At 63.4% G+C, this 13069-nt stretch carries 14 protein-coding genes; 10 read left to right on the forward strand and 4 right to left on the reverse strand.

Going from position 1 to position 13069, the window contains the following annotated elements:
- Window positions 1-246: 246 nt before the first annotated feature.
- The 4 genes from ACVNHC_RS03210 (at window position 247) to ACVNHC_RS03225 (ending at window position 4244) form a co-directional block, all read left to right on the forward strand.
- A complete protein-coding gene (locus tag ACVNHC_RS03210) occupies window positions 247-951 on the forward strand; it encodes an outer membrane protein (protein WP_163001194.1) in 705 nt (234 codons plus the stop codon).
- A gap of 839 nt (window positions 952-1790) precedes the next feature.
- On the forward strand, window positions 1791-3170 hold the full coding sequence (mgtE, locus tag ACVNHC_RS03215) for a magnesium transporter (RefSeq protein WP_050472273.1): 1380 nt from the start codon (window positions 1791-1793) through the stop codon (window positions 3168-3170).
- Window positions 3171-3289: 119 nt separating this feature from the next.
- A complete protein-coding gene (locus ACVNHC_RS03220) occupies window positions 3290-3616 on the forward strand; it encodes a hypothetical protein (RefSeq protein ID WP_457166413.1) in 327 nt (108 codons plus the stop codon).
- Window positions 3543-4244 (forward strand): MgtC/SapB family protein, encoded by a 702-nt coding sequence (locus ACVNHC_RS03225; RefSeq protein WP_058897982.1) that lies wholly within the window; start codon window positions 3543-3545, stop codon window positions 4242-4244. The genes ACVNHC_RS03220 and ACVNHC_RS03225 overlap by 74 nt, the downstream gene beginning before the upstream one ends.
- Before the next feature lie 42 nt (window positions 4245-4286).
- On the opposite strand, the gene ACVNHC_RS03230 is transcribed toward ACVNHC_RS03225, so the two are convergent.
- The 4 genes from ACVNHC_RS03230 to dctP all read right to left on the reverse strand — a co-directional run bounded on the left by ACVNHC_RS03230 (window position 4287) and on the right by dctP (window position 8369).
- Window positions 4287-5120, reverse strand: coding sequence for a shikimate dehydrogenase family protein (locus tag ACVNHC_RS03230; protein WP_457166414.1), 834 nt, complete (start codon window positions 5118-5120; stop codon window positions 4287-4289).
- Between the two features lie 179 nt (window positions 5121-5299).
- A complete protein-coding gene (locus ACVNHC_RS03235) occupies window positions 5300-6595 on the reverse strand; it encodes a TRAP transporter large permease (protein ID WP_457166415.1) in 1296 nt (431 codons plus the stop codon).
- Window positions 6592-7104 carry a TRAP transporter small permease gene (locus ACVNHC_RS03240; RefSeq protein WP_208991423.1) on the reverse strand — a complete coding sequence of 171 codons (513 nt, stop codon included), beginning with the start codon at window positions 7102-7104 and terminating at the stop codon, window positions 6592-6594. The genes ACVNHC_RS03235 and ACVNHC_RS03240 overlap by 4 nt, the downstream gene beginning before the upstream one ends.
- 263 nt (window positions 7105-7367) lie before the next feature.
- Window positions 7368-8369 (reverse strand): TRAP transporter substrate-binding protein DctP, encoded by a 1002-nt coding sequence (dctP, locus tag ACVNHC_RS03245; protein ID WP_050472174.1) that lies wholly within the window; start codon window positions 8367-8369, stop codon window positions 7368-7370.
- 180 nt (window positions 8370-8549) lie between these two features.
- On the opposite strand from dctP, the gene ACVNHC_RS03250 reads away from it, so the two are divergent.
- The 6 genes from ACVNHC_RS03250 to ACVNHC_RS03275 all read left to right on the forward strand — a co-directional run bounded on the left by ACVNHC_RS03250 (window position 8550) and on the right by ACVNHC_RS03275 (window position 13048).
- Window positions 8550-9254, forward strand: coding sequence for a GntR family transcriptional regulator (locus ACVNHC_RS03250; protein ID WP_050472175.1), 705 nt, complete (start codon window positions 8550-8552; stop codon window positions 9252-9254).
- A complete protein-coding gene (locus tag ACVNHC_RS03255) occupies window positions 9251-10048 on the forward strand; it encodes a sugar phosphate isomerase/epimerase family protein (RefSeq protein ID WP_050472176.1) in 798 nt (265 codons plus the stop codon). Before ACVNHC_RS03250 ends, ACVNHC_RS03255 begins: the two co-directional genes overlap by 4 nt.
- Complete coding sequence (aroQ, locus tag ACVNHC_RS03260; RefSeq protein WP_050472177.1) at window positions 10045-10488, forward strand: type II 3-dehydroquinate dehydratase; 444 nt, start codon at window positions 10045-10047, stop codon at window positions 10486-10488. Before ACVNHC_RS03255 ends, aroQ begins: the two co-directional genes overlap by 4 nt.
- 65 nt (window positions 10489-10553) lie before the next feature.
- Window positions 10554-11447 carry a dioxygenase family protein gene (locus ACVNHC_RS03265; protein ID WP_186392168.1) on the forward strand — a complete coding sequence of 298 codons (894 nt, stop codon included), beginning with the start codon at window positions 10554-10556 and terminating at the stop codon, window positions 11445-11447.
- 7 nt (window positions 11448-11454) lie between these two features.
- Window positions 11455-12237: a fumarylacetoacetate hydrolase family protein gene (locus ACVNHC_RS03270; RefSeq protein WP_058900524.1), complete on the forward strand. Its 783-nt coding sequence runs from the start codon at window positions 11455-11457 to the stop codon at window positions 12235-12237.
- A 49-nt stretch (window positions 12238-12286) separates the two neighbouring features.
- Window positions 12287-13048, forward strand: coding sequence for an HpcH/HpaI aldolase family protein (locus tag ACVNHC_RS03275; protein WP_457166416.1), 762 nt, complete (start codon window positions 12287-12289; stop codon window positions 13046-13048).
- The last annotated feature ends 21 nt before the right edge of the window (window positions 13049-13069 follow it).

Below are 13069 nucleotides of genomic sequence, written 5' to 3' on the forward strand. Positions count from 1 at the left end.
GGAAACGGCACACGAGGGTGCCGGATGCCCTGAGATCTGCCCCGGCGGCTTTTGCCGGATCCGTCTTTAAGGGCGCCTGCCAACGAAAATCCAAAATAATGCTGTTGACAAAAAAATTAGAATCAAGCATCTAAAAATTATCGTCTAGCAGCAATTTTTCGCGCAGAAGGCGATATGATTGAAGTCACCCTTCCGCCGCCGGTGAAACTGCCGGCGTTGCGGCGATCAACCGGAGCAGAACTCTCCATGCGTTTTTCCTTTGTTTCCCTGAACCGCTCTGCCGCCCGCACCGGAGTGCGCGGCCTTGCCGCGGCGATTGTCTGCTCGGCTGCACTGCCAGCCTTCGCCGCCGATATGCCCGGCAGCCTGCCGGACTATGAGAACGTCAGCTCGCATGAGCGTAAAAAGCCGCTGTTTGCCGGCAGCTACATGGGCCTTGAGGCCGGTGTGTCCGGTAATACCGACAGGAGCAAGGGCAGCGGCAAGAAGTCCTCGTCGCGGATGGACGCGGCCTTTGGTCTGTTCGGCGGCTACAACTGGCAGATGGGCAGCGCCATCGCCGGTGTCGAAGGTTCGGCCACCTATCTCGGCAACAAGAAGACAGCGGCGGGAACCGGTGCGCTCAGCGGCGTACGCTCCCATTCGCCCTGGGCGGCGGACATCAAGGGCCGCGTCGGCATGCCGGTGGGCCAGTTCATGCCCTATCTGTCGGCCGGTGTTGCCCTGACGCAGCACACCCATCAGATGCAGGGCTTCAAGGACAAGAAGTCTGTTGCCGTAAGGCCGGTGGTCGGTGGCGGTCTGGAAATGGCCATGACTGACAACATGCGCCTGCGCGCCGACTACACGCTGACGATGGGCAGCAACAAGAAGCAGTCCTTCGGCTCCACCACCTTCAAGGAGAGCTCCACCAATCACCGTCTGATGTTTGGCGCCTCCTACGCCTTCTGATCCCCTCTGGAAGGTAAAAGACGCGCCAGACCGGGCCGCCGCTCCTGCGGCGGCCCGTTGTTTTTGCTGCGATTTTCTGCAGACGCCGGCAGCCCGCTGCAGGTCTTTGGTGCGGTGAGCGCCATTTTTCCCTTGATCTCAACAAACCATCGGCCTATTTGCCTTTCGTCCGCACTGGTGCAGTTGCGGGCCAATCTGACAATCGAGAGAACCATGGACGGCTATTCTAGTCGTGGCGTCCTGAAGCGGGCGCCACTCCAGACAGAACAGATCGCTCCCGGCAAGGGCCGGGTGACCGGCGGCGTCCACGCCTGAGGGCGGCCCCGTTCACCTCTTCCCCCGCCGTGAGGGGTCGCAGGAGGTGAACAATGAACAAGCTCATCTTGTTTCCGCAGGCTGGCCGGCTTCCGCCGGAGCGTGCGATTTTCCCAGCAGCAAAGGCACAGGCCAGCCGTTTCCGGCCTGACGTGCGGCAAGGTGCACGGCCTGTCTCCGGCCGCCAGCTGATCTGCCGCTGGTCTGTCCCCCATTCAAACGGCAAGCTCTGCTGCCGCTGGACCACCGAGGACCCGGCCGCAGACGACGGCGCAAGCATGCAATCTGCACGATTGCCGCTTGCACTGCGCCAGCCTCGCCTTACCGGCTGCCTGCGGGCAGCCTGAACCCATACCGGAGCACTCCCATGGACGACCGACCTAGACGTTGGGCCGCGCGGCATTCGTGCCCCGTGGCCATGCCCCTCAAGCCCATTCCAACTGCCCGCCGGCGTCTGATCCTGCCACCTCGTTGATGGCGGGTCCTCCGCCGGTGGCCACCTGACCATCGACGGAGTAATGACCATGACCACCCTCATCACTGCCGCTGCCTTCCGCAGCTTCCTAGACCGCAAGGACACCGGCTCCATCAAGGCCGCGCTTGCCGACCGGCATCCGGCAGATATCGCCGCTGTGACCGCAAGCCTCGCCCCGGAGGAGATCACGCAGATCCTGCTGCTTCTGCCCGAACGGCGCGAGGCGGAGGTTTTCGGCTATTTCGAGCCCGCCATCCAGGTGGCAGTTGCCGGTCAGCTGAGCCGGTCCGATCTGGCCCGGCTTGTCACGGCCATGTCGCATGACGAGCGCGCCGACCTTTTCAACCGGCTGACGCCAGATCAGCAGCAGGCGCTGCTGCCCGGGATCGCCCATGCCGAGCGCGAGGATATCCGCAAGCTGGCCTCCTATCCCGAAGGCACGGCCGGCTCGATCATGACCTCCGACTATGCAACGCTGACGCCGGATCTCACCGTCCGTGAGGCCATCGACCGGCTGCGGCAGGAGGCCCCCGACCGGGAGACAATCTATGAGGCCTATGTGGTCGATGATCAGCGCCGGCTGACCGGTGTCGTGTCCCTGCGCGATCTGCTCCTCGCCCGCGACGAGGTGCAGGTGTCCGGCATCATGCGCAAGGGGGTGATCTTCGCCCATGTGCAGGACAAGCGCGACAGCGTGGTGCAGAAGATTGCCGACTACGACCTGCTGGCGCTGCCCATTGTCAATGGCGGCGATGCACTGGCCGGCATTGTCACCGTCGATGACGCCATGGATGCCGCCGAAGCCCAGCGCGGGCGCCGGGTGCTGCAGTTCGGCGGCAACGTCGCTCCCGGCGGCGGTCCTGACCTCGATCTCAGGGCCTCCAGCTTTCTGGAGATGTTCAAGGTCCGCTCTTTCTGGCTGATCATGCTGACTGTCTTTGGCGTGATCACCAGCACCTTCGTCGCCGCTCAGGAGGAAATCCTGAGCCAGGCCATCGTTCTGGCAGCCTTCATCGCCCCGATCGTCGACATGGGCGGCAATACGGGCAGCCAGTCCGCAACGCTGGTCATCCGCGCCATGGCGCTTGGCGACCTCAAGCTGCGCTGGCGGGACATCTGGTTCGTGATCAAGCGCGAAATCCCCGTGGCGCTGACGCTCGGCGTTGTCATTGCCCTGCTTGAGGCCGTGCTGGCCTATTTCAGCAAGGGCGTGGGAGGCGATGTGCTGCTGGTGGTTGGCCTGTCCATGGCCGCCTGCACCGTGCTGGGCGGGCTGATCGGCGCGCTCCTGCCGTTTGCCGCACGCCGCATCGGCACGGATCCGGCCACGCTGAGCTCGCCGATGATCACCTCGATCATGGATCTGCTCGGCGTCTTCATCTACTTCGGCCTCGCCTATGCCTTCCTCGGGCATCTGCTGGCCGGCTGACGGGCCCGCAAGACAGCGGCTGCGGACAGCGCTCGCGTTCCGGACACCTGGCTCCTTGGGACAGGCCGGAGCGCGGGCGCTGCCCGGCTGCAGGTTCATGAGCCGAAGGAGGCCCGGAGATGACCAGAGAGAACCAGCGCCCGTGGCTGAAAGCTTTATGTGAAGAAACCCGTTATCTCGCGATCCGCCGCCTGCTTCAGCTCGCGGGCGCAGCACTGACTGTCACAATGCGTCTTTATCGTGCCGGACTGGTTTCGCCCGCCGGGGTCAGGACAGGTTTCAGTCTTGCCGGCAAGGCGCAGCGCGCCGCCATCCTCCTGCTGCGCGCGGGACGGCGGCGCAACCGGAACAAGAACAAGGGAGACAAATTACATGACGATGGCGATCGAAGCCGCAGCTCTCCACCTGACCGCGGCCATGCTGCTGGGAGCTGCCATCGGTTTTGAACGGCAATGGCGCCAGCGGCTTGCCGGGCTGCGGACCAACACCCTTGTTGCGCTTGGGGCGGCGAGTTTCGTCGTCTTCTCGACGGTGGTTCCAGGCGATGCCAGCCCCACACGGGTTGCCGCCCAGGTCGTCTCCGGAATCGGCTTCCTCGGCGCGGGCATCATCTTCAGAGAGGGCCTTAACGTGCGCGGGCTGAACACGGCCGCCACCTTGTGGTGCTCGGCCTCCGTCGGGGTTCTCGCCGGAGCCGGTGCCCTCGCCTATGCCGCCGTCGTCACCGGGCTGGTCATCACCGTCAACCTGCTCCTGCGGCCGCTGGTCTTCCGCATCAACCGGCAGCCCCTGTCTTCCACGGAGCTCGACTTCGGCTACAGGATCAGCATTGTCTGCCGCGGAGATCAGGAGGCCCATGTCCGGGCCTTGCTGCTGCAGGGGCTTGCGGCCAGCGCCATGCATCTGCGCCAGCTGGACAGCAGCAACATCGAAGACAGTGACCGGGTCGAGATCGAAGCAACCGTCCACGCCGACAGCCGGACGGATAAGGCCGTCGAACAGATCGTCGGCCGTCTCAGCCTTGAGCCATCAGTCACCGCAGCAAGATGGCGGGTGGAGGCTTTAAGCGACTGATGACCCCGCCCGGCACCTGCGAATGAGCGCCCGATGCGGCGCTCAATAGGCGATCCTGGCGACGGCGCGCAGTTCGTCCGCCGTAGCAGAACGGAAGCCGAAGAACTCAAGATAGGCCGGGATCTGCTCGAAAAGCATGTCCGTGCCAACCTGAAACTGGCAGCCGCGCTCGCGGGCCGCGGCAAGGAACGGGGTGATCTCGGTTTTCATCACCACCTCGCCGACAAAGGCCGACGGGTCGATGCGAGACACATCCACCGGCAGCGGATCTCCCTCTTTCATGCCGAGCGGCGTCGCATTGACCACCAGATCGTATCCGGCCGGATCGTTCGAGCCGGTGTTGACGGAAAGGCCGGGATAGGCCTGCCGCAGACGCGCCGCCAGCCCCAGCATCGACGGCTCAAAACCGTCGAACAGGGACAGCTGGGCAACACCCGCCTTGGCCAGGGATGCCGCGATCGCCGATCCAACGCCGCCCGAGCCCACGACCAGGGCCGCTTTGCCCGAAAGCTCCCGGCCCTTGCGCAGCACACCCCGGACAAAGCCTTCCCCGTCGAACATGTCACCCACCAGCCTGCCATCGGGATCCAGCCGGATCGCATTGCACGCCCCGGCGACCTGTGCCGTCGTTGACGCCTCGTCAAGCAGCGCCATCGTCGTGACCTTGTGGGGCATGGTCACCAGAGCCCCGTGAATGTTCGACAGGCGGAAGACAAGCCTCAGGAATTCGGTGTAGTCCTCCGCCTTGCAGCCCATCGGAACCACGACGGCATCAATGCCATGCTTCTCGAAAAACGGGTTGTAGATCATGGGAGCCCGGAAGAAACCGGTCGGGTATCCGAGATGGACGATCAGTTTGGTATTGCCCGAGATCACGTTTCACCTTTGTCTTTCGCCATAATCCTGGAGCAGTTTCGTAAAAAGCTGCGCCGCCGGAAGTGCTCTATCTCGTTGTTATCCTGCAATTGCGGGGGGCTAATACCAAGGCGCTGAGATGCTGACGCATCACGCCTTGAAATTGCTCAGGCGCCGCACCGGCTTATACCTGACACATTCTAGCCCTCGTAACCCGTCAGGCGCGGCAGGAAGAGAACGATGTCGGGGATCAGTATCATCGCCAGAAGCGCGGCGAGGAGAACCACCAGAAACGGCACCACGTCACGAATGATGTCGCGCAGCGGAATGCCCGTGACCGCATTGATGACAAACAGCAGGATCCCATAAGGCGGTGTGATCAGGCCGATCATGCAGTTCACGACGATCACGACCCCGAAATGCACCAGATCGATCCCCAGAAGGTTGCAGGCCGGAATGAACAGGGGAACGATAACCAGGATGATCGTGGTGGCGTCCAGCAGACAGCCCAGCACGAGCACCAGCGCGCTCACCGCCAGCAGGAATGTCAAGGGTGAGACGTCAACGTCCACGAGGTGGGCGGCCAGTGCTGCGGGAATGTTTTCCGATGCGACGATATAGTTCAGGATCAAGGCGCCGCCGATGACGATACCGACAGCCGCCGACGACCGCGCACTTTCCACCAGGATCATGTACAGCGTCTTCATCCGCAGCGAGCGGTAGAAGACGGCCGACAGCAGCAGCGCGTAGGCGGCGGCAACGGCTGCGGCCTCGGTTGGTGTCGTGACACCGCCATAGATCCCGTAAAGGAGGATCGCCGGCATCAGCAAGGCGGGAAAGGCCCGGCCCGTCACTCTCGGCAGATCACGGAACGGCACCGGTGCCTCGGTGGCGAAACCGCGGCGGTGCGAGATCCAGGAATTCATCGCCATCAGCACGGCGCCCATGAGCAATCCGGGCAGAATGCCGCCGAGAAACAACGCTCCGACGGAGGCATTCGAGACCAGAGCGTAAAGCACCATCGGGATGGAGGGCGGAATGATCGGGCCGATTGTGGCCGAGGCGGCAGTGATGGCTGCGGCATAGCCTGCAGGAAAGCGGCCATCCTTGCGCATCATGCCGATGATGATCTTGCCGATGCCTGCCGCATCGGCCACCGCCGATCCGGACATTCCGGAGAATATCAGCGACGCCATGACGTTGACGTGACCCAGCCCTCCCTTGAAGCGGCCGACGGTGGCGATGCAGAAGTTCAGCAGCCGGTCCGAAATCGTCCCCGCATTCATGATGTTCGCGGCGACAATGAAGAGCGGCACGGCGAGCAGCAGGAAGCTCTGGTAGATGCCGTCCGTCAGTGCCTTGCCGACGATGCCGATGGAAGCTCCCGCCGCCAGCATGTAGGCCATCGAGGCCACGATGATCGCATAGGCGATCGGGATGCCGATCCCGGACAGGAGAAAGAGGGCACCCACCATGATCAAGAGTTCGAAACTCATTGTTCCTTCTCCGCGCGAACCGGCTCTTCATAGGGAGGCATGTGAAGCTCACGATCAGCGCCGTGGCGGAGGCAGTCCCAGGCGCGCAGGACATAGCGCAGACCGACTGCCGCGAGGAAGACGAAGTAGATCGAGTACACAGGCAGCATCTTCACCGGCAGGGTCGCCGAGGATTTCAGCCGCAACAGCTTCATCCGGTCATAGGTTGGCCCGATCGAAGACCAGAGAGCTGCGGCGATGATCAGCGCGCCGGTGACCGCCAGAACCGTGCGGGTTTTACGGCCCGCCATATTGTAGATGATGTCGAAAGTGACGTGGTCACTATCCCGGACGACGAAGGCAATCCCCCAGAAGATCGTCCAGAGCCAGAGCACGAGGATGAACTCGACGGTCCAGCCGAAGGAAGAAGCATCAATGGCATTGCCAAAGGTCGAGACGAACCATTGCGAGCCAACCGCGTAGCGCACGAAGATCTGCAAGATGAACGTGCCGAAAATGGCGGCCATCATCAGCGCGGAAACTCCTTCGGCTATGTTACGGAGTGTGCTGATCACAGCCTTCATTGCGCCCCCTCCTGATGCCAAGGCCATGAGATGCTGCCGCATCAGCCTTGAAACCGCTCATGCGCCGCACGGGCATGAGCAACGCTGAATGAGTCAAACCTTGCTCTTCTGAGCCGGCATCACGCGGCGGTCAGCGTGACGCGCGCGGCTTGCTCCGGTTCCAGAACCACCGGCGCAGCGCAGGACGCGTTGCGCCGGTCTCAGGCGGTTCAGTTGCCGAGAGCGTTGACAGCGTCCAGGACGCCTTCCGGCCAGTTGGCGGCAAAGACACTGCTCAGATAGGCCAATTGCACCGCGCTGCGGAATGCGGCGACATCGGGCTCGTAGATATCCATCCCCTTGTCCTTGAGGAAGGTCACCAGCTCTTCTTCCTTGGCAAGCTGCGCAGCCCGGCCACTGTCGGCAGCGGCAACGGCAGCCGCGGTAACCGCTGCCTGCTGCTCCGCGGTCATTGCGTTGTAAACTTCCGCCGAGATGGCAATGAAGTTCCAGTCCACCAGGTGGGATGTCAGAACGATCTGCCTGGTGACCTCGTAGAACTTGGCGTCGACCACGGTTGGCAGCGGGTTGTCCTGGCCGTCAACGGCACCGGTCTGCAGCGCGGTATAGACCTCGGTGAAGGCCATCGGGACCGGGTTTACGCCAAGCGCGCGGCCAAGGAACTGCCATGCATCAGAGCCCGGCATCCGCAGGTTGACGCCGGCCAGTTCGGCGGGGGTCTTGACGTCAATTTCCGAACGGGGCTGGCGCAGGTTCACCTGGCGGCGCCCGAGATACATCGGCGCCAGCAACCGGATGCCAAGCTCGCTCTCGACCTTCTGCTTGAAAGGATCCATCAGCGGATCGTTGAAGACCCGGACCTGATGTTCAGCACTCTGCAGCACATACCCGGCCGCGAAGATCGACCATTCGGGAAAGAACGCCGCCAGCTCCTGCGCAGAGGTGATCGACATTTCGAGATCGCCCACGGCGATCGCCTCGAGTTCCGTCCCTTGCGCGAACAAGGTGCCGTTCCAGTGCGGCTCGAAGGCCGCAAATCCGGCAACGGCCGGACCGAAGACATTGATCATCGCGACAGCGCGCTGGTCAGTCTCCGAATTCACGGCGGAAAGCCGAAGCCGGATTTTGTCCTGGGCGAATGCACCGGTGGCACTGACTGCAAGCACCGTGGCGGCCGCAAGAAGGGCGCGGCGCGTGATGGCAAAAAACATTCTGGTCCTCCCTCGGGTCAACGGCCCCGCTCTCACTCCTTAAGCGGACGAACCCATGAAGGGTTTCGTATCACCCTAGATCGATACGATCAATTAAAATCGATTTTCTGACCTATTATGGTTTTTCTCTTTACAGCCTTTTCCGGCCGCGATATCGTCGCGTTGATGAGGACCGCACCCATGTCAGTCTTGGATTTCAACGTAAAATCAACGGGCAAGCCCACCATCGCGGGGCAGATCGAGGCGCAGCTGCGCCACGACATCCTGCATGGCATTCTGGCTCCGGGCGCCAAATTGAATCTCGACAAGCTCCGGATTGCGATGGGCGTTGGGTTGTCTCCCCTGCGCGAGGCCGTCACCCGGCTGGTCACGGAAGGGCTGATCGAAGCCGAGGCGCAACGCGGCTATACCGTCACGCCGATCTCGGTCGCCAATCTCGACGAGGTTTGCGCCTTGCGGCTCGAACTTGAGCCTTACGCCCTGCGGAAATCCATCGAAAAGGGCGGTCTCGACTGGGAGGCCGCCGTCATGGGCGCCCTGTACCGCCTGAACAAGACCAGCCGGATCCCCGGCGACCCGGGCAGCCTTGCCAATTGGGAGGCCGCAAACAACGCCTTTCACCTGACCCTGATCGAGTGCTGCGGCATGCCGCTGCTGATCAAGATGTACAAGTCGCTTGTCAGCATGAATGACCGTTACAGGCACATCTATCTGAAGGCGGTTGCGGTTCAGCGCGACGTGATCGATGAACACACCGCCATTGCGGAGGCTGCCGTCGAACGGCGCGCGGACGATGCCGCCGCCTTGCTGATCAGGCACATCGAGCGCTCAACCAACAACCTGCGGCGCCTTATCTCCGATGAACTGCCGGCGGTTCCGCTGTGACCCGCCCGATCGGTCTGGGACATTTCACCTTTCTCGACCTGCCGCCGGCGGAACTTGTCCGGCTGGCCCGCCGGTCCGGTTTCGAGTTCGTCGGCCTGCGGTTCCACCCGGTCTCTTCGGGGGCGCTGAACTGGCTGCCCGATGCGCCCGGTCTGCGCGAACTGGCGCGCGTCATGGATGGCGAGGGGATCGGCCTCTACGACATCGAGACGGTCGTCATCGACGAGACGCTTGAGCCGGAGAGCCTCGTTCCGGCGATGGAGGCGGCCAAGGCTCTCGGAGCCAAGCGCGTCAATGTTTGCGCGGATGTCTTTCCCGCACTTGCGGAGACCTTCGCAAGGATAAGCGCCCTGGCCACCGCACGCGGGCTGGGTCTAGACCTTGAATGCATGGCATGGCGCGGGATCAATACGCCGCGCGCCTGTCTTGATCTGATTGCGGCCTCAGGCGCCACCGGTGCGGCCTATCTGGCCGATGCGCTGCACCATTCGCGCTGCGGCGGCGTCCCCACGGACATAGCCGCCATGCCGGCAGGCATGGTTGTTTCCGCGCAGCTCTGCGACGCGCCTGCCACCGCCCCGTCCGGCAACAGCGCGCTTCTGGCTGAAGCACGCGGCGGACGCCTTCTCCCCGGCGAGGGCGGGCTGGATCTTGCCGGGTTCGCACGGGCGCTGCCGGCCGCGGCGGCCGTCTCCGTCGAAATTCCTTCTGCCAGCGATGCCCGCCCGCCGCTTGAGCGCGCCCGCGCCATCTTTTCCGCGGCCTCTGCCCTCTTCGCACCGGAGACAGCATGAAGACCATCCTTGTCCTTAACGGTCCCAATCTGAACCTTCTCGGCAAGCGCCAGCCCGAGATCTACGGGCGCGAAACGCTCGCTGATGTCGAACGCCTGTGCAATGCCGCCTGTGCGGACGGGTTTCGCATCCGCCTGCTTCAGTCCAACCACGAGGGCCAGCTGATCGACTGGATTCACGAAGCCCGCGAGACAACCTGCGGGCTGGTTTTCAATCCTGCTGCGTTCACGCATACCTCGATCGCGATTCTGGATGCGCTCAACACCTACGAGCCGCCAGTGATCGAGGTCCACATCAGCCAGGTGCACAAGCGCGAGGCCTTCCGGCACCACTCCTATGTATCGCTTCGCGCCGATGGGGTGATCGCAGGCCTCGGCCTTGAAGGCTACGCCGCCGGTGTGCGCCGGATCTGTCAACTCGCGTCCAGCCAGCCGCAGTGACAGCGGCGCGCCAGCCCCGGCTCTGACCCGCGAAACCGCACAGCCATCGAGAAGGAAGGCTCCGGATGACCATCATCCACAATCAGCAGGACGTGACGCCCGCCGTCCTGAAGGTCATGGATCAGACCAGCGATCCGCGCCTGCGCGAGATCATGGTGAGCCTGATCAAGCATCTGCACGGCTTTATCCGCGACGTCCGCCTGACCGAAACCGAGTTTCAGCAGGCGACCCGGATCCTCAACACGATGGGTCAGCAGAGCAACGACAAGCACAATGAATTCGTGCTCATGGCCGGGTCGCTTGGCGTGTCGTCCCTGGTCTGCCTGCTCAACAACGGGGACAATGGCACAACGGAAACCACCCAGTCCCTGTTGGGCCCGTTCTGGCGCATGAACCATCCTGTTACGGAGAATGGCGGCTCGATCCTCCGGTCCGAAACCCCCGGCCCACGGCTCTACGGCACGTTCACCTTCCTGGACCAGAACGGCGCTCCTGTCGAAGGGCTGGAGGTGGACATATGGCACGCCTCGCCCGTGGGCCTTTACGAGAACCAGGACGAAAGCCAGGCCGACTTCAATCTGCGCGGCAAGTTCATCACCGGAGCGGACGGCACCGTGCGGTTCCGGTCGGTCAAGCCCATCGGCTATCCGATCCCGACCGGAACGACGGTCGGCATGCTGCTGGCGGCACAGAACCGCCATCCCTACCGCCCGGCGCATGTGCATGTCCTGGCCCACAAGGAAGGGTTCAAGACGTTGATCAACCAGACCTATGTCGATGAAACCAGCTATCTGACCTCGGATGTCCAGTTCGGGGTGACGGCCGCGCTGATTGGCAAGCTCGAGAAGCACACCGGCCCGCATCCCGAGGATGGCGAGGTGGGCGAATGGTACACGCTCGAACACACGCTGACGCTCGAGCCGGGCGTCTCGAAACTCCCCATCCCCCCAATCAAGTGAGCCGATGATGTTGACTGAACAGCAGCGCCAGGATGCCGCCGACGCGATCCTGCAGGCAGAACGAACCCGCCAGGTCTGTCCGCAGCCATCCAAGACATGGCCCGGCATGACCCTTGAGGACGCCTATGACGTCCAGCGCCGCTGGGCGGAGGCGCGCATTGCAGGCGGGGCGAAGATTGCCGGCCGCAAGATCGGTCTCACCAGCCGCGCCATGCAGCAGGCCTCAAGGATGACCGAACCGGACTACGGCGTGATTCTGGACGACGCGCTGTTCTATGACGGCGCGCGGATCAAGGCCGGCACGTTCATTAAACCACGGCTCGAAGTCGAACTCGCCTTCATCATGGGCGAGGATCTGCGTGGGGCCGGGTGCCAGGTGCATGACGTGCTCCGGGCAACGGAATTCGTTCAGCCTGCCCTGGAGATCATCGACTACCGCACCGAAGTGCCGCGCCAGATCGTCGACACCATCGCCGACAATGCCGCTTTCGGCGCGATCGTTCTGGGCGGGCGCACCATTCGCCCGTTCGACACCGATCTGCGCTGGATCGGCGCCACCCTGTCACAGAATGGCGTGATCGAAGAGACAGGCGTCTCGGCCGCGGTCATGGGGCACCCGGCCGCCGGTCTGGCGTGGCTGGTCAACAAGCTGGCCCCGCTCGGCGGCGGCTTGAAGAAGGGCGATATCGTGCTGGGAGGATCCTTTACCCGCCCCGTCGATATTTCCTCCGGCGACGTGATCTTCGCCGATTTCGGACATCTGGGCTCACTGGGCGTCCGGTTCGAGTGACCGGCCTGCCTGTGTCCCCACGCTCACTGCAACGTGCCGGGAGATGATCATGAATTTGCCTGCCAACGCTTTCAAGGCCGCGCTGCGCGCCGGACGGACCCAGATCGGCATCTGGATTTCGCTGTCAGATCCAGCCGTGGCCGAGCTTCTGGCCGGTTGCGGCTATGACTGGATGATGTTCGACACGGAACATTCCACGGCGGGCCCGAACGAAGTGATCAGCTTTCTGCGCACCGTGGCTCCCTACCCGGTCAGCGCGGTGGTGCGGCCCGGCTGGAACAATCCGGTGGAGATCAAGAAGCTTCTCGATGCCGGGGCGCAGACCCTGCTGATCCCCTATATCCAGTCTGCGGAAGAAGCCCGGCAGGCGGTGGCGGCCGTGACCTATCCGCCCAAGGGCGTGCGGGGCGTCTCCGGCATGACCCGCGCCAACCGCTACGGCGCCGTTGCCAACTATGCCACACGCGCCAATGAGGAAATCTGCCTGCTGGTCCAGGTCGAAACCCGCGAGGCGCTGTTGCAGCTCAGGGAGATTGCACAGGTGCCGGGCGTGGACGGCGTGTTCTTCGGTCCAGCCGATCTTGCGGCGAGTTTCGGCCATCCCGGCCAGCCCTCGCACCCCGAGGTCAGACAGGCAATCCTCGAGGGGATCGGCGTGCTGCGCGGCCTTGGCGTGCCGGCGGGCATTCTGTCACTCGATCAGGATTTTCTGCGCGAGGCCAGGGCCGCAGGCGCCCTGTTCATCGCGGTTGACACCGACAGCGGCCTGCTGCGCCGCTCCGCCCTCGCACGCCGCGCCGGCTGGTCCTGATTCCGGCGCTGGAACGGGCGC

It is taken from the genome of Pannonibacter sp. Q-1, assembly GCF_054073275.1.